Origin of the sequence: Amycolatopsis alkalitolerans, from assembly GCF_006152065.1 — a bacterium.
Lineage (GTDB): Bacteria > Actinomycetota > Actinomycetes > Mycobacteriales > Pseudonocardiaceae > Amycolatopsis_E > Amycolatopsis_E alkalitolerans.
In genome coordinates this window covers 1-14,451 of record NZ_VDFW01000059.1, presented here as the reverse complement: position 1 = coordinate 14,451, position 14,451 = coordinate 1, and the positions used below count along the sequence as shown (strand labels likewise).

Sequence of the window (14,451 nt, the reverse complement as noted above, 5' to 3'; positions counted from 1 at the left end):
GGCCTGCAACGCCATCCGCGCCGCCGCCGGATGATCCCCGTTGTAGGGGTCGGCCAGCGGGTGGGTGAGCACGACGGCCGGGTTGACCTCCCGGTACACGTGCACGATCCGGTCCACCAGCTGCGGTGTTTCCAGCAGCGGATAGTCCCCGGCGTCGAGGAACTCGATCTCCGCCCCGAGCGCCCCGGCCGCGTTGGTGGCCTCCTCCCGCCGGATCGCCTTGATCTGCTCCAGGCTGTGCCCGGCCCGCCACGCCTTGGCCGACTCACCCCGCTCCCCATAGGTCAGGCACAACACCTTCGCCCGGTCCCCGCGAGCGGTGGCCAGCGCGATCGCCCCCGCCGCACGCCACACGAAATCACCTGCATGCGCACTGACCACCAGCAACGAACCCATAACAGCACCCTAGGAGCACCGGTCAGAGATTGTCAACAATTTGGTTGACGATCTGGATCCCGGCCAACGAAGGCGAGCAGGCGGTCGCTCGCACCGGCCAGCGGCGACACCCGCCGCGGCGGGCCGAACCGCACGGGCCGGTCCTCGCCGGTCACGAAAAACGGCGCCAGTTCCAGGAGTTCCTCGGCGAGCGGCTCCGGGATGGGCCGCCGGTCACCGCAGGCCTGCGCGACGTCCCAGCCGTGCACGGCGACCTCGACCGCGCCCGCGCCGGTCAGGATGCCCGTCGTCAGCGTCCGGTCACCGACCTCGACCGCACCCGGGGCTTCGGCCGCGCACCAGGCGGCGAGCAGATGGCAGGCGCGGTTCTTGAGCGCGGTCACCGGATCCCCCCGGCCGGGTGCGGGTACGTCGAGCCCGACCTGCCCAAGGTCGGCCGCTTCGGACAGCGCGCGCAGTGAATCGTCCATATGCGCCAGGAGTTCGTGCAGGGTCCAGTCCTGGCACGGGGTGGGGCGCGGCAGCCGTGCGGCAGTGACCAGGTGCAGGCTGCCGAGCGTGTAGTTGACCGCGCGTTCGAGCAGCCCGACACCGCCCAGCAGCGCCGCCGCGCCCTGGTCGATCATCGAGACAAGACCTCGGGGAGCCCGAACTTGGCGAACAACGTGGTGTCGAAGAAGGCGGCCACATGCGTGACACCGGACTTCGACAGCGTGAGCACGGGCAGGTTGAACGGCCGGTAGACGTCACCTTCGCGCATGTAGAGGCCGAACGCGGGCTGGCCGTTCGCCCAGGTCGGGATGAGCCGCATGTCGCCGGGCCCCTCGGCGGGGCACTGGGTATCGATGAGCCGCGCGATGTTCTCCGGCCCCCGGTACCAACCGATGAACGGCGGCATCTCCCAGACGGCGTCCTTCGTGAACAGGTCGACGATCGCGGCGATGTCCTTGCGCTCGAACGCGGACACGTACCGATCCAGCAGTTCGCGCTGTTCGGCGGCGCTGGGCTCGACCATGTCCTCCTCGTGCGGCGTGGCCTCGGCCAGCTGGGCCTTGGCGCGCTGCAGGATGCTGTTGACCGCGGTGGTCGTCGTGCCCAGCACCTTCGCGACCTCGGCGGCGCGCCACTGCAGGACGTCGCGCAGGATCAGCACGGCACGCTGGCGCGGCGGGAGATGCTGCAGCGCGGCGATCAGCGCGAGGCGGACGGTCTCGCGGGAGGTCACGATCGAGGCGGGGTCGGCCTGCTCGGCGCCGACGAGCGCGTCCGGCACCGGTTCGAGCCAGGGCACCTCGGGCTGTTCGATCAGCTCGTCCCCGGCCTGCGCACCCGGCCCGCCGAGCCCCGTGGGCAGCGGGCGCTTGCCGCGGCTCTCCAGCGCGGTCAGGCACACTCGCGTGGCGATGCGGTAGAGCCACGTGCGCAACGACGAGCGGCCCTCGAACTTTTCGTAGGACTTCCAGGCGCGCAGGTACGTCTCCTGCACCAGGTCTTCGGCGTCGTGCACCGAACCGAGCATGCGGTAACAGTGCGCGAGCAACTCGCGTCTGAACGGATCGGCCTGGCGGAGGAAGTCCTCCTCGGCCGGCCTTTCGGTCATCGTCATGGTCACCAGCATCGCCTCCTATCGCACTGCCTGTACAGACCGGACGAACCGTCAAAACTCATCGCCGCCCCGGCGATGACTTTCGGTGAGCATCTCCAGCACCGCGTCGACGGCGGGGCGGCGGCGGGCGGAGACCCGGACGACCGCTTCGATCCACCGGTGCCGGGCCGGCCGGAAGGGACGCATCGTGACCGTCGCTGGGTCGACCTCGGCCAGTGCCGACTCGGGCAGGACCGCGACCCCGATGCCCTGCGACACCAGCGTGGCGATCGTGTGCAGCCCTTCGAACTCCCAGCGTGCGGCCGGTTTCGCGGCACCGAGCAGCTCGTCGGTCGCGGCCCGGGAGGGCTGGTCGGCGGGCGCGCACAACAGCACCTCACCGTCCACTCGCCTGCCCGGATGCCCGGCTGGGAACGCGAGAACCAGCGGATCACGGCGCAGCCGCACGCTGGTCAACCCCGGCATCGCGCGCTCGCGCCATAGGTCGATCACCGCGACGTCGATCTCGCGCTGCCGCAACGCGGCCTCGGCCCGCGCGCTCTCGATCTGCCGCACCACGAGCTCCAGGCCCGGATACCGGCGGCGCAGCCCGGCCAGCGCGGGCGCGAACAGCGGGGAGGCCGTCGGGATCATGCCGACCACGAGCGAACCCGCCGGCTCGCCGCCCACGGCCAGATCGGCTTCCGCCGCCTCGATCGCGTCGAGCACGACCCGTGCGTGCGCCGCGAGCGTTTGACCGGCGTCGGTGAGGCTTGCGCGGCGAGCCGACCGTTCGAGCAGCGCGACCCCGGCCTCCGCCTCCAGGGTGGTGAGCTGCTGCGAAACCGCGGACGGCGTGTAGCCGAGGGCGGCGGCCGTCGCGGCGATGCTGCCGCGCGCGGCGAACTCGTGCAACAGGCGAAGGCGGCGCACATCGAGCATAAGACATTCTTACTCATAGCATCGGCCTTTCGCGCTTTACCTGATGCACTTCCGGCCGCAGGCTGGAGCCATGGCGACTTCGGCGACACTCGCGATCAATGAGGAAACCCTCCGGCGGCAACGACTCGGGCTGCCCACGGTGCCATTGGGTTTCGGCGAGGCGGGTTTGCCCGTGCACCCTTCGCTGGCGGCGACGATGGCTGCCGGTGAAGCCGGATACGGTCCGGCCGCGGGAATCGAACCGCTCCGCGAGGCCGCCGCCGGCTACTGGATCCGGCGGCGGCTGCCCACCGACCCCGGTTCGGTCGTGGCCGGTCCGGGCAGTAAGGCGCTGCTCTACGCGATCTTGCTGGCCGGCGAGGGCACGGTCGCGCTCCCGCGGCCGAGCTGGGTGAGCTACTCGGCCCAGGCGGCGCTCGCCGGCCGTGACGTCTGCTTCGTCCCTGGTCAAGGCGGCGTTCCCGATCCCGCGCGACTCGATGAACTGGCCCGCGCGCGGAACCTGCGCACGGTCGTGGTGACCCTGCCGGACAATCCGACGGGCACGCTGGCCGCCCCGGCCGCGGTCGAGGCGCTCTGCGAGGTGGCGGAGCGGCACGACCTGCTGATCGTCTCCGACGAGATCTACCGGGATCTCGTCCACTTCGGACAGTTCCGCAGCCCGGCGGAACTGTGCCCGGAGCGCACGGTGGTGACCACGGGCTTGAGTAAGAGCCTGGCCGTGGGCGGCTGGCGGCTCGGCGTCGCCCGGATGCCGTCGCCGGAACTGCGTGAGCGCGTGGTGTCGATCGGGAGCGAGATCTGGTCCGCGCCCGCGATGCCGGTACAGCACGCGGCCGCGTGGGCATTGACCGAACCGGCCGAACTGCGCGCGCATGTCGAGCAGGGCCGGTTGCTGCACCAGCGAATCGGGACGGCCGTCGCGGCCGTGGCCGGTACGCCACCGCCGCAGGCCGCGTTCTACCTCTACCCCGACTTCACCGGCCGCACCCGTTTCTCGTCCGATGTGGACCTCGCGCGCTTCCTGTTGCGGGAACGCGGGATCGCGACGCTGCCGGGCGCGGCCTTCGGCGACCCTGGCCTGCACCTGCGGCTGGCGACGAGCCGTCTCTACGGTGCCGACGACGAGCAGCGATGGACCGCGCTGCGGCATCCGGACCCGGCGTCCCTGCCCTGGATCGCCGGTCAACTGGAGCGGCTGGCGTCGGCCCTGCGAGCGGCTTCGGCGAGTGCGCCGCGCAGCCAGACGTGACCGGGGTCGTCGTCGAAGTTGCCGTGCCACCAGAACCTTTCGACGATCGGCTCGGGATTGCCGGGGCATTCAAGGACGCGCAGGCCAAGCCGTCCGGCGACCTGGCAGGCGAGGCGCTCCTGCAGCAACGCGATCCGGTCGGTGCCGGCGACCAGATGCGGCACCGCCTGGTAGCTCTCGACCCGCACGGCGACGTTCGGCCGGATGCCGAACGCGGTGAGCTGCTGCGAGAGCGGCGCGGCCGTCGGGTATCCCTGGTTGGCCTGGTACGGCGCGACCCACGACAAGCGCGCGAGATCGTCGAGAGTGGGCGTGTCGGTGTCCAGTTCCCGGTTCTCCGCGGCGACGATGCACACCCAGCGGTCGCGGAACAGTTCGGTCGACTGCAGGCCGGGGATGCGGAACCGGCCGACCGGCGGGGCGATCATGCCGTCCATCAGCCGGATGTTCTCCTCGACGTCGGCGACCATGGCCTCGCGGACCAGCCGCAGGTGCAGCCGGACGTGCGGGGCCTTCTCGTCCAGCAGGCGCGCGAGATGCTCCCCCAGCACGGCGATCGTGTAGTCGGCCACCAGCAGCGTGAACTCGCGGCGCGACACCCGCGGATCGAAGCTCTCCCCCGCGGCGAACAACCGCTCGGCGGCCGCGCACACGACTTCGACCTGCTCGGCCAACTGCGTCGCCAGCGGGGAGAGCACGTAGCCGCCCTTGCCCCGGACCAGCAACTCGTCGCCGAAATGCCGGCGCAGGCGCGAGAGCGCGGCGCTCGCGGCCGGCTGGGTGACCCCGACCCGCTCGGCCGCACGCGTGACATTGCGTTCCCGGATCAGCTCTCGCAGCATGACCAGGAGGTTGAGGTCCAGATTCGCCAAATGCGCCACGGCTCGTTTCATGACGACCCGACTCTACGCGAGGACGTCGGCCTCTATCTCGACGGCGAGTTCGACGTTCAGGATGGAGGGGCCGGGCGTTTGGAGGGGAAGCGGCTGAAGCCGCCGCCGTCGAGGATCAGGGTTTGCGCCGTGACGTAACCGGCCTCCTCCGACGCCAGATACCGCACCGCCGCGGCGATGTCCTCCGGCATTCCCACCCGGCCCACCGAAATCGCGTTTCCCCGCTGCGCCAGCACTTCCTGGTCGTCCAGCGCCGGATCCGGATTCAGCACCGCCCTGCTCGTGCCGACCAGGCCGGGGCAGATCGCGTTCACCGTCACGCCCCACGGCCCGAGGTCCATCGCGAGCGAACGCGTCAGCCCGATCACTCCGGCCTTCGACGCCGAGTACGCCCCGGCCGCCGGCGCCGCCGACAGGCCCGCCATCGACGCGATGTTCACGATCCGCCCCCACCGCTGCGCGCGCATCACCGGCACGGCGAACCGCGACATGAGGTACGTGCCCCGCAGGTTGATCCGGATCACCTGGTCCCACACGTCGATCGGCACGTCCTCGATGTCCTGCCGGTCGGGCCCCTGCGGCGCGGCGGCGTTGTTAACCAGGATGTCCAGCCGCCCGTGCCGGGAAACGGCCTCGTCGATCATCCGCCGGGCGTCCTCTTCGGCACCGATGTCCCCGGTGACCGCCGAAGCCGTGCCGCCCTCCGCCGTGATCGCCGCGACGAGCGACTCGACGGTCCATTCGTCCTTACGCCCCAACCGTTCCTGCCGCTGGTTCGGCACCCCGCCAGGCAGCCGGTCGGACACCACAACCGCGATCTTCTCCGCCGCGAGCGTCCGCGCGATGGCCTGCCCCATGCCATCGCGCTTGCCGCACCCGGTGACCAGCGCGACCTTCACTCGTGGACACTCCCCGGCGGGTAGGTCAGGTCGATCGCCTGCTCGGGCACCTTGAGCGATTTGTGCAGGATCCCGCGCATGATGGGCTCGGGCGCCAGGCAGTCTTCGCACGCATCGGGATCGGCGATCGTGATCCGCACCTCGACCCGGTCACCCACCTCGTTCACGTCGAGCGCGTAGCCGTCCGCGGCGAGCGTCGTGCGCATCGCCTCCAGACCGTTCTGGTCGATCACGCCTTCCCTCCCACCGGAACGGCTTTCCCGCTCCACAGTCCGAAAACCCGTACCACCATGGACATCGCCGCGTTGCGCGCGCCGGCCACGACGACCGGAATCTGGGCCGGATCCGACAGGAACCGGTCGAACACCTCGTCGTCCGTCGCCGAATCGTCCGCGTGCCGGACACCGTTCTCGCTCAACCCGTTCTTCCCCACCCGCCGCAGATCACCGCGACGGCGGCCGACGTGCTCGACGAGCCACGCCTTCACGTCCGCCTTCGAGAACCCTTCCTTGGCCAGCATCTGCGCGTGTTCCGGCCCGAGCACGAGCCCGCACGGCGCCTCCCGGAAGATCACCGCACCGGTCCGCGCCATCGTGTCCGCGATATCGGCGAGCACCTGCTCAGGGTCCTGCGTATGCCGGTTGTCGATGTACTCGCAGGTGCGCAGCAACGTCGCGGAAACGGCGCTTGTCCCCTCGTTCAGTCCACATTCGACGGACAGCGGTTCCCAGGGGCTCTCTTCCTCGTTCTCCCCGAGGCAGATCGACCACCTTCCGGGAAGTCCCTGCGTCGCCTGCTCGAACACATGCGGCCGCACCCCGAAGGCGTTGCGCACGATCAGCCCGATCGCCCGCGCGACAGTCGCGTTAGGACGGAAACCCGGGCCGAAAACCCCGCCGGTGCTGTTGAAACCCAGCTCGTGCCGCACCGGCCCGTTCACGACGATCAGCGGTGCCGGCCCACTCGTGCTCTGCCAGCCACCGCCGCGCGCGGCGCGGTCGTTCATCACCGCTTCGAACGCCGCCAGCACCACCGGGAAGTACTCGGGTTTGCAGCCCGCCATCGCCGCGTTGATCGCGGCCAACTCGACCGTGCAGTCCCGCCCGACCTGCTCAACCCGGCCGATCACGTCCTCGGGCGCGCGAGAGGTCTGCGCGAGGAACTTGTCGACCAGGGGCCGCGACGCGGGAACCACCGGCAGCCCGTCCGTCCAGTCCTGCTCGTAGCAGTACTCGATGGCCTCCTGCGCGGCCGCCGGATCGTTCACGACGCGTCCGTCAGGATCGAGACGACCTCGCCGACGACCTCTTCGGCCCGCTTGCGCACCTCGTCCGGAGTGAGGATGGCGACCGGATGGGCGGTTTTCGCATAGTGGTAACCCTTCGCGTCACGCAGTTCGGCCATCGCGTCGGCCGTGACGACGAAGGCGTCGCTGCAGATCACCGCCGCCGGAACGCCGTTGCGCTCGAACGCCACCCCGTCGGCGACCGCGGAGGCGCTGCACGAGCCGCAGTCGCCGACACCGGTGATCACCGCGTCACAGCTTTCCTTGAGCTCCGCGAGCTGATCGTCCGGTACCGGCAGCGCGAACGTCTTCTTCACCATCGGCTTCACCGCGGCCACCCCGTACCGGTCGACGAGCAGTTTGCCCAGTTCGTCGAGGAACAGCGCGGCGTTCTGCTTCGTGTTGGACAGCAGCCCGACCGTCGCGCCTTCCAGCCGCGCCCGTTCACGAGTGCGCACCGCGGTCCCGGCGGACGCCGCACGCTGCCCGCCGGTCGGGTCGAGGATCACGTCAACCATGCCCGATCACTCCTCGGATGTTCTTGCCTGCCAGCATGTCCCGGTACCCGTCGTTGACCTCGCCGAGGCGGTACCGGTGGGTGATGAGCTCGTCGAGCTTGAGCTGCCCGGCCCGGTAGAGGTCGAGCAACCGCGGGATGTCGTAGAGCGGGTTCGCGCCGCCGAACAGCGCGCCGTGGAACTTCCGCTGGTACAGGGTCATCAGCGCGCCGGGCAGGTCGTACTTGCCGACCCCGGTGATGGTGATCTGCCCGTCCTTGCCGGCCATGTCCGCACCGGCGCGGACGACCTCGCTGGTCATCACGCCGACGGTGAGGATCACGTGATCGGCGAGTTGCCCACGGGTCTCCTCGACGAGGACTTCGCGCGCCTGCGCGGGATCGGTGAACGTGTGCGTCGCGCCGAGCTTCGCGGCCATCTCCAGCTTGAACGGCACCGGATCGATCGCGATCACGTTCTTCGCCCCGGCATACTGGGCGCCCTGCACGGCGTTGATGCCGACCCCGCCGATGCCGAAGATCACCACGGTCTGCCCGGCCCGCACGCCGGCCGCGTACACCGCCGACCCCCAGCCGGTCGTGACCCCGCAGCCGACGAGCGCGGCCACCTCGGGCGCGACGTCCGGCTCATACGGCACGCACGAGGTCTCCGAGAGCACCGCGTACTCGGAGAACGTGCCGAGCACGCACATGCCGCCGAGGTCCTCGACGCCCGAATGGAACCGGAACGTGCCGTCCGGCAGCTTCCCGGTGCCGGCGTTCAGGCCCGCGTCGCACAGGTTCTGCCGGCCGGTCGAGCAGTACCGGCATTTCCCGCAGACCGGGATGAACGAGCACACGATGTGATCGCCCTCGGCCACGCGCGTGACGCCGGGCCCGACCCGCTCGACGACGCCCGCGCCCTCGTGCCCGCCGACCATCGGCAGGCGGGCGGGCGTGTCACCAGCGCGGATATGGTCGTCGGAATGGCACAGGCCCGAGGCCTCGAACCGGACGAGCACCTCCCCGGCCTTCGGCTCGTCGAGCGCGACCTCCTCGATCGCCCACCACTTGTCCGGTCCGGCCTCCCTGAGCACCGCAGCCTGGGTCGTCAGCATGTTCTCGATCGTCCGCCACCGGTAGCCGCGGTGACAGCACGTTTCCGCCAGGCGACAAGAACGCACTTTTCACGAGGAACGCGGCGATGTCGAATTTGCCTTGCGGCGCCACGAGTGGCAGCGAAACAGGCCCGATGGTGTCAAGCTTTGACTATGACGAACGATCGCAATGTGCTGGGCGGAGAGCTCGAGCCCTGCGGCACCGAGCCGGTCACCGGTTTCTACCGCGACGGCACCTGCACCACCGGCCCCGACGATCTCGGTAGCCACACCGTCTGCGCGGTCGTCACGAAGGAGTTCCTCGAGCACCAGCTCAGGGTCGGCAACGACCTGGTGACCCCGCGCCCGGAGTACGAGTTCCCCGGGCTGCAGGCCGGTGACCGCTGGTGCGTCGTCGCCGCGCGCTGGCAGGAGGCGTACGAGGCGGGCGTCGCGCCGCCGGTCGTGCTGGCCGCGACGCACGCACTCGCGCTGGAGGTCGTGGACCTGGAGGCGTTGCGCGAGCACGCGGCCGACGTGCCGGCGGACCCTAGCTCGCTGCTCTGACCCGGCGGCGGGTCACTTCGACCGCCACGACGACCACCGCGACCGAGCCGAGCAGCGCGATGGTCTCGACGGCGAGGTTCTGCCGGCTCGCGAAGTCGGGCTCCAGCAGCCCACCTGGGTCGTCGAGGACGCCGACCACCGCGCCTTCAGGCTGGCGGTCCGTCGAGTCGGTCCGGATCGTGAAGGTACCGCCGACGGGGCAGGCGACCGTGTGCACGAACCCGTAGTGCTGGTACCGGGCATGCGTGTCGACCTCCTCGCGATGCACGACCCGGCACAGCTCCGTTCGCCCGAACGTGTGCAAAGCGAGCCCACGGCCGGCGACGGTCACCGCGGCGAACAGCAGCCCGCTCGAGGCCACGGCGATGATCAGGGCCCACCATGCCCCGCCCGCGAACCGCACCATGCCGAGGCCGAACGCCGCGACCCCGGCGAACCCCGCGACCAGCGCCGCGATGGTGCTGTGCGGGGGCAGGACGAACAGCAGCGCGCCCGCGAAAATGATCACGAGCCCGGCCGGCGCGATTACCCGGCCGGTGCGGATTCCGAGTCTCCGCGCCAGATCTCCCGCCGGCGAGCCTGTCATCGCGCACTGTGCCAATCGTTACCAAGCCGACCGGCAGTCACGGCAATCGCCAACCGTAGGTCGGCTGCCGGCTGGTCGGATCGGCCTACTTTAGGTCGGCTTGGTAAGTCTTACCACCGAAACCGCCCTTGTATTGTGGCGCGGTGCAGGAAGCCGGCTACTACGAGCTGCTCGGGGTGGACAGGACAGCCTCGACGGCCGAGATCAAGTCGGCGTACCGGTCGAAGGCGCGCGCGAGCCACCCCGACGCGGGCGGTTCGCCGGCCGAGTTCCACCAGTTGCGGCAGGCCTACGAGACGCTGAGCGATCCGGACCGGCGCGCCGACTACGACCGCGGCCTCACGCCCCTGCCGGTACGGACGTGGCGGCGGCCGCGCCAGTTCGGCGAGGACCCGTCGTTCGTCGCGACGATGCCACGACTCGATCCCGAGAGCCTGCCGTGGTGGCACCGCGGCGAGGAGTGCGCCTGCCCGGCTTCGCCGCAGCGGCCGGGGCACGCGCCGGCCGCGATCCTGCTGGCCTGGCTCCTGCTCGTGGTGCTGCCGCTGATGGCCGGGTGGCTGCTGTTCACGATCTGGCTGCTACTGGCGACGGCCGTGGCGATCTGGCTCGTGCGGCGGCACCTGGCGCTGAACCAGGCGCGCCGACGGTTCACCGCGGAGTTCGGCGGCACGCGCGTGTTCGGCCGCCCTGGCGCCGACGCCGACCAGTGGGGCGAACGGCTGACCGCCGAGTTGCTCCAGCGGTACCTCACCCGGCTGCCGAGCGTGCGGATCTTCCACGGGCTCGCCCGGCCGGGTTCGGTGTTCGCCGATATCGACCACGCCGTGCTCGCCGGGCGCCGCCTCGTGCTCGTCGAGTCGAAGACGTGGCTGCCCGGCGACTACGGCGCCGACGAGGACGGCACGCTCTGGCGCGACGACCGCCTGTTCAGGGGCGGCGCGACCCAGCTCCCGGAGGCGATCGACGCCTACCGGGAGCTGCTGCCGGGTGCGGAGATCCGGGGCGCGCTGATCGTGTATCCCAGCCGCGCCGGTCAGATCACCACCGAAGGGGATTTCGACCTGCCCGCGCCACCGATGACCCCGGAACAGTTCGTCACGGAGATCGGCGGCTGGCTCGCCGCCCAGCCGTCCATTGTGGACGTGGAGATGCTGCGCCGGGTGCGCGGCCAGGTGGTTTAGGCGACGCTCCACAGGCATATCGGTGGTTCGCGCTCCCGCTTCGCGACGTACGTGCCCTTCGACTTGACGGTGACGACCAGCCCGCGCTCGCGCAGGACGCGAGTCGCGTGGCGAGCGGTGCCCAGCGAGACGTTGTACTCGCGCGCGAGCTGCACCTCGGCGGGCAGCGGGGTGTTCGGCGCGAGCTCACCGGACTCGATGCGCGCGGTGAGCGCCTTCGCCAGCGCCTCGTACAGATAACCCGGGGTGTCGTGATCCAGTTCCATGGGACAAAAAGTATCACAAACACAACAAACTGTCGCGCGGGACACGAGTACTAAACTGCTGACCCGATGAGCGAAGAGGAGCCGGACGACGCGTTCGACGAGCGGCTGCGCGCGCTCGCGACGAGGATCCGCAAGGCGCGGCGCGATCAGGACCTCAGCCAGGAAGATCTCGCCGACCGGGCCGGCGTGTCGCGTTCGGTCGTCGCCGAACTCGAACGCTCCCGGCTGGACCAGCCGAAGTCCAGGGAGGATCCGCGCAAGCGGCCGCCGCGCAATATCACGCTCGACAGCCTGTTCCGCATGGCCGACGCGCTGGGCGTCCACCCGGCGGATCTGCTCGACGACCGGTGACGGGTCTCAGAAGCCGCGCACCCCCTCGATGCCGATCCGCACCGCCACCGGGTAGCGCGCGCCGAACGCGGGCTCGTCACCGCTGACGCGCTTCATGTCCTCGCCGTACTTGGCCAGGTATTCGGGCATCTCATGCGGCCGCGGATGCCCTTCGAGCCGGCGGGCCGTCCCCGTGAAGACGACGACGTCGCCACCGCCTTGGGTGCTGTTGAAATGCAGCGACACCCGCGGCCGCGCCTCGATATGCGCCAGCCGTTTGGCGTGGAGAAGGTTGTAGATCAGCACACTGTCTTCGTGCCAGAGGAACCAGACGGGGTTCGGCTGCGGGGTGCCGTCGGCGCCGACGGTCGAGAACCAGATGATCCGCTCGGTCCCGAGCCGTTCCCGCACCCGCGCGCCGAAGGGCGTTTCAAGATCAGGAAGCATGTGCCCAGCTTAGTGGCGTGTGGCCACTCTCACCCTGACCTCGGCTGATCGCCCGTGATAGGTATGCCGGATGCGCCTGCTGTTGCTGTCCAACTCGACCGCCCCGGGCAGGCGGTACCTCGAACACGCCGCCGGTGCGCTGGGCGACGTGCTCTCCGGTGTCCGGCGGCTGGTGTTCGTGCCGTTCGCGCTCGCCGATCACGACGGCTACACCGCGCGGGCCGCCGAAGCGCTCGCCGCGCACGGCGTCGAGGTGTCCGGCGCGCATGAGGACGACCCGATCAAGCTGTTCAACTCCGCGCAGGCGGTGTTCGTCGGCGGCGGCAACACCTTCCGCCTGCTGCGCGAGCTCTACGCGCGTGAGCTGCTCGCCCCGATCCGGGACCGGGTCGCGCACGGCACCGTCTACATCGGATCGAGCGCGGGCACGAACGTCGCCTGCCCGACCATCCGGACCACCAACGACATGCCGATCGTGCAGCCGCCGGCGTTCGAGGCGAGCGGGCTCGTGCCGTTCCAGATCAACCCGCACTATCTCGACCCGGTCGACGGCGACACGCATATGGGCGAGACTCGCGAGGAACGGATCGAGCAGTTCCTCGAGGAGAACGACGTGCCCGTACTCGGCATGCGGGAAGGCACCTGGCTGCACCGCGAAGACTCGTCGCTCGCGCTGGGTGGCGCGACGGCAGGCGCGCGGTTGTTCCGCCGGGGCGCCGAGCCCGAGGAGATCAAACCCGGCGCCGATCTGAGCGGACTGCTCGAAACAGTGGGCCGCTACCGGTGACCGACTGGGCGCGCGCCCTCGAGACCGGCTGGGTGGTCGACGGCGCGGTGCCCGGCCCGGACGTCGACGAGTTCGCCGAACCAGCCGAAGTCACCGCGGCACTCGCGCGAAGCCGGGAACCGTCGCTGCTGGCCGTGCAGCATCCCCACCGCACACCGGAAGCCCACGGCCGCACGCTCTCCGAGGCGCTGCCCGGCGCCCGGCGCATGCTGGACCAGCTGCTCTCGACCGCCTACCAGCGGGTGCACGACGTCGTCGCGGTCTACGAGGTGGCCGGGCGCACGATCGGCGTGCTGTGCTTGATCGATCCGGCCGCGGTCGACGACCAGGTGCGGCACAGCGAGCAGGTCTACCCCGGCATCGTGGCCGAACGGGCGGCCATGCTGGCCGGTCTCGGCCGCGCGACCAGCGCCGCGATGCTGATGCCGATCGGTGCGGGCGCCCGGCTGACCTCGCTGGCGCAGCGCGCCGTCGCGGGCCGGCCACCGCTCGTGGCCACCCCGGACGCGCACCGGCTGTGGCTCGCCGGCCCCGGACCGGTGCAGGACGAGCTGCTGGCCGCCGTGCGAAGCCGGCCGCTGCTGGTCGCGGACGGCAACCACCGGGTGGCGGCCTCGGCCGCCGCCGGTTCGAGCCTGCTCGCGCTGGTGACCGCGGGGCCGCACCTGCGTCTCGGGGCGATTCACCGGACCATCGCGGGCACCGGGCTGACCACGGCCGAACTCGCCGCCGCCTGGCGCCGCGCCGGGCTCACCGTCCGTGAAGTGCGCGACCCCGCGCCACCGCGCGTCCCGGGCACGGTCACCGTGCCGGCGGGACTGGTCGTGGAACTGCCCGAGCCCACCGGCCCGCGGCCGCGGATCGACCACGGGATCGTCGAGGAACTGCTGCTCTCGGACGCGCTCGGCCTCGACCCGGAGGGCCCGCACGTGCGCGTGCTCCCGGAAGGCCACGATCCCGGCCCGGACGTCGACGCGATCCTGCAGCTCGCGCCGGTGCCGCTCGCGGACGTGCTGGCCGTGCACGACCAAGGGCGTCTGATGCCCCGCAAGAGCACCTACTTCACGCCGAAACCCCGGAGCGGCCTGCTGATCGCCCAGCTCTGAACCGCGCGCAAATTCGTTCTGCAATTTGCAGATGTTGGTCAGTTTCAGTGAGCGAACCAGGAGTTTGCTACATTCCGGTGACGACTCTTCGGCGCCGACCCCGGTGCCCTTATGCTGCTGGCAGCCGACAAACCCGGATGGTAATCATGGCACCTCGCATTGATTTCTCCCCCGGAGACATTTGTTTCGCCTGCCTAGTTCCCCGAGAACAGACCCCAGCCAGCGAAGAATGGTGTTTCGACGCGCACAATAGGCCGCTGAGGTGATCTCACCAACGATTGGTGTCTGGGTTCGGACGACACGGGCAAAGCAATCCATATAGGACAGTGCCCC

Annotated in this window: 19 protein-coding genes; 6 read left to right on the top strand and 13 right to left on the bottom strand. The window is 70.4% G+C overall.

What is annotated here, in order from left to right; translation table 11 throughout:
- The 4 genes from FG385_RS33360 to FG385_RS33345 form a co-directional block, all read right to left on the bottom strand.
- Positions 1-396 (bottom strand): PIG-L deacetylase family protein (locus FG385_RS33360; protein WP_139096460.1); only part of this gene is annotated, 396 nt, incomplete at its 3' end.
- Between the two features lie 32 nt (positions 397-428).
- Entirely contained in the window at positions 429-1,022 is a 594-nt protein-coding gene (locus tag FG385_RS33355) for a TIGR03086 family metal-binding protein (RefSeq protein ID WP_139100808.1), read from the bottom strand.
- The gene (locus FG385_RS33350) at positions 1,019-1,996 is read right to left on the bottom strand and encodes a sigma-70 family RNA polymerase sigma factor (RefSeq protein ID WP_327436881.1); all 978 of its coding nucleotides are present in this window, start codon (positions 1,994-1,996) and stop codon (positions 1,019-1,021) included. The genes FG385_RS33355 and FG385_RS33350 overlap by 4 nt, the downstream gene beginning before the upstream one ends.
- A 57-nt stretch (positions 1,997-2,053) precedes the next feature.
- Positions 2,054-2,923, bottom strand: coding sequence for a LysR family transcriptional regulator (locus FG385_RS33345; RefSeq protein ID WP_139100806.1), 870 nt, complete (start codon positions 2,921-2,923; stop codon positions 2,054-2,056).
- Positions 2,924-2,993: 70 nt separating this feature from the next.
- Between FG385_RS33345 and FG385_RS33340 the strand changes: the two genes are divergently transcribed.
- Positions 2,994-4,175 carry a pyridoxal phosphate-dependent aminotransferase gene (locus tag FG385_RS33340; protein ID WP_139100805.1) on the top strand — a complete coding sequence of 394 codons (1,182 nt, stop codon included), beginning with the start codon at positions 2,994-2,996 and terminating at the stop codon, positions 4,173-4,175.
- Here the strand turns inward: FG385_RS33340 and FG385_RS33335 are convergent.
- The 6 genes from FG385_RS33335 to FG385_RS33310 are packed head-to-tail and all read right to left on the bottom strand — an operon-like array spanning position 4,109 to position 8,866.
- Entirely contained in the window at positions 4,109-5,068 is a 960-nt protein-coding gene (locus FG385_RS33335; protein ID WP_139100804.1) for a LysR family transcriptional regulator, read from the bottom strand. The genes FG385_RS33340 and FG385_RS33335 overlap by 67 nt on opposite strands.
- Before the next feature lie 56 nt (positions 5,069-5,124).
- Complete coding sequence (locus tag FG385_RS33330; protein ID WP_139100803.1) at positions 5,125-5,967, bottom strand: SDR family NAD(P)-dependent oxidoreductase; 843 nt, start codon at positions 5,965-5,967, stop codon at positions 5,125-5,127.
- Positions 5,964-6,200, bottom strand: a complete 237-nt coding sequence (locus FG385_RS33325; protein WP_139100802.1) for a hypothetical protein — start codon at positions 6,198-6,200, stop codon at positions 5,964-5,966. Before FG385_RS33325 ends, FG385_RS33330 begins: the two co-directional genes overlap by 4 nt.
- Positions 6,197-7,234 (bottom strand): hypothetical protein, encoded by a 1,038-nt coding sequence (locus FG385_RS33320; RefSeq protein ID WP_139100801.1) that lies wholly within the window; start codon positions 7,232-7,234, stop codon positions 6,197-6,199. Before FG385_RS33320 ends, FG385_RS33325 begins: the two co-directional genes overlap by 4 nt.
- A complete protein-coding gene (locus FG385_RS33315) occupies positions 7,231-7,770 on the bottom strand; it encodes a UGSC family (seleno)protein (RefSeq protein WP_139100800.1) in 540 nt (179 codons plus the stop codon). The genes FG385_RS33320 and FG385_RS33315 overlap by 4 nt, the downstream gene beginning before the upstream one ends.
- A complete protein-coding gene (locus FG385_RS33310) occupies positions 7,763-8,866 on the bottom strand; it encodes an NDMA-dependent alcohol dehydrogenase (RefSeq protein ID WP_139100799.1) in 1,104 nt (367 codons plus the stop codon). Before FG385_RS33310 ends, FG385_RS33315 begins: the two co-directional genes overlap by 8 nt.
- Positions 8,867-9,019: 153 nt before the next feature.
- Here FG385_RS33310 and FG385_RS33305 point away from each other — a divergent pair, with 153 nt between their 5' ends.
- Positions 9,020-9,412: a DUF2237 family protein gene (locus FG385_RS33305; protein ID WP_139100798.1), complete on the top strand. Its 393-nt coding sequence runs from the start codon at positions 9,020-9,022 to the stop codon at positions 9,410-9,412.
- Here FG385_RS33305 and FG385_RS33300 read toward each other — a convergent pair.
- Positions 9,396-9,998, bottom strand: coding sequence for a hypothetical protein (locus FG385_RS33300; RefSeq protein ID WP_139100797.1), 603 nt, complete (start codon positions 9,996-9,998; stop codon positions 9,396-9,398). The genes FG385_RS33305 and FG385_RS33300 overlap by 17 nt on opposite strands.
- A gap of 143 nt (positions 9,999-10,141) precedes the next feature.
- On the opposite strand from FG385_RS33300, the gene FG385_RS33295 reads away from it, so the two are divergent.
- Complete coding sequence (locus FG385_RS33295) at positions 10,142-11,182, top strand: J domain-containing protein (protein ID WP_139100796.1); 1,041 nt, start codon at positions 10,142-10,144, stop codon at positions 11,180-11,182.
- Here the strand turns inward: FG385_RS33295 and FG385_RS33290 are convergent.
- Complete coding sequence (locus FG385_RS33290) at positions 11,179-11,448, bottom strand: GntR family transcriptional regulator (protein ID WP_139100795.1); 270 nt, start codon at positions 11,446-11,448, stop codon at positions 11,179-11,181. The two genes, FG385_RS33295 and FG385_RS33290, sit on opposite strands and share 4 nt — an antisense overlap.
- A gap of 66 nt (positions 11,449-11,514) precedes the next feature.
- Between FG385_RS33290 and FG385_RS33285 the strand changes: the two genes are divergently transcribed.
- On the top strand, positions 11,515-11,799 hold the full coding sequence (locus tag FG385_RS33285; RefSeq protein ID WP_139100794.1) for a helix-turn-helix domain-containing protein: 285 nt from the start codon (positions 11,515-11,517) through the stop codon (positions 11,797-11,799).
- A gap of 6 nt (positions 11,800-11,805) precedes the next feature.
- Here the strand turns inward: FG385_RS33285 and FG385_RS33280 are convergent, their stop codons facing one another.
- A complete protein-coding gene (locus FG385_RS33280; RefSeq protein ID WP_139100793.1) occupies positions 11,806-12,225 on the bottom strand; it encodes a TIGR03667 family PPOX class F420-dependent oxidoreductase in 420 nt (139 codons plus the stop codon).
- Between the two features lie 70 nt (positions 12,226-12,295).
- On the opposite strand from FG385_RS33280, the gene pepE reads away from it, so the two are divergent.
- Both pepE and FG385_RS33270 read left to right on the top strand, forming a co-directional pair.
- Positions 12,296-13,012, top strand: a complete 717-nt coding sequence (gene pepE, locus FG385_RS33275; RefSeq protein ID WP_139100792.1) for a dipeptidase PepE — start codon at positions 12,296-12,298, stop codon at positions 13,010-13,012.
- Positions 13,009-14,118, top strand: a complete 1,110-nt coding sequence (locus FG385_RS33270; RefSeq protein ID WP_139100791.1) for a DUF1015 family protein — start codon at positions 13,009-13,011, stop codon at positions 14,116-14,118. The genes pepE and FG385_RS33270 overlap by 4 nt, the downstream gene beginning before the upstream one ends.
- Positions 14,119-14,451 lie beyond the last annotated feature (333 nt).

Excerpts from the sequence above, each read along its gene's own strand:
- FG385_RS33355 (WP_139100808.1), bottom strand. The coding sequence starts at position 1,022 with ATGATCGACCAGGGCGCGGCGGCGCTGCTGGGCGGTGTCGGGCTGCTC.
- FG385_RS33350 (WP_327436881.1), bottom strand. The coding sequence starts at position 1,996 with ATGACCGAAAGGCCGGCCGAGGAGGACTTCCTCCGCCAGGCCGATCCG.
- FG385_RS33345 (WP_139100806.1), bottom strand. The coding sequence starts at position 2,923 with ATGCTCGATGTGCGCCGCCTTCGCCTGTTGCACGAGTTCGCCGCGCGC.
- FG385_RS33340 (WP_139100805.1), top strand. The coding sequence starts at position 2,994 with ATGGCGACTTCGGCGACACTCGCGATCAATGAGGAAACCCTCCGGCGG.
- FG385_RS33335 (WP_139100804.1), bottom strand. The coding sequence starts at position 5,068 with ATGAAACGAGCCGTGGCGCATTTGGCGAATCTGGACCTCAACCTCCTG.
- FG385_RS33315 (WP_139100800.1), bottom strand. The coding sequence starts at position 7,770 with ATGGTTGACGTGATCCTCGACCCGACCGGCGGGCAGCGTGCGGCGTCC.
- FG385_RS33310 (WP_139100799.1), bottom strand. The coding sequence starts at position 8,866 with ATGCTGACGACCCAGGCTGCGGTGCTCAGGGAGGCCGGACCGGACAAG.
- FG385_RS33305 (WP_139100798.1), top strand. The coding sequence starts at position 9,020 with ATGACGAACGATCGCAATGTGCTGGGCGGAGAGCTCGAGCCCTGCGGC.
- FG385_RS33300 (WP_139100797.1), bottom strand. The coding sequence starts at position 9,998 with ATGACAGGCTCGCCGGCGGGAGATCTGGCGCGGAGACTCGGAATCCGC.
- FG385_RS33290 (WP_139100795.1), bottom strand. The coding sequence starts at position 11,448 with ATGGAACTGGATCACGACACCCCGGGTTATCTGTACGAGGCGCTGGCG.
- FG385_RS33285 (WP_139100794.1), top strand. The coding sequence starts at position 11,515 with ATGAGCGAAGAGGAGCCGGACGACGCGTTCGACGAGCGGCTGCGCGCG.
- FG385_RS33280 (WP_139100793.1), bottom strand. The coding sequence starts at position 12,225 with ATGCTTCCTGATCTTGAAACGCCCTTCGGCGCGCGGGTGCGGGAACGG.
- pepE (WP_139100792.1), top strand. The coding sequence starts at position 12,296 with ATGCGCCTGCTGTTGCTGTCCAACTCGACCGCCCCGGGCAGGCGGTAC.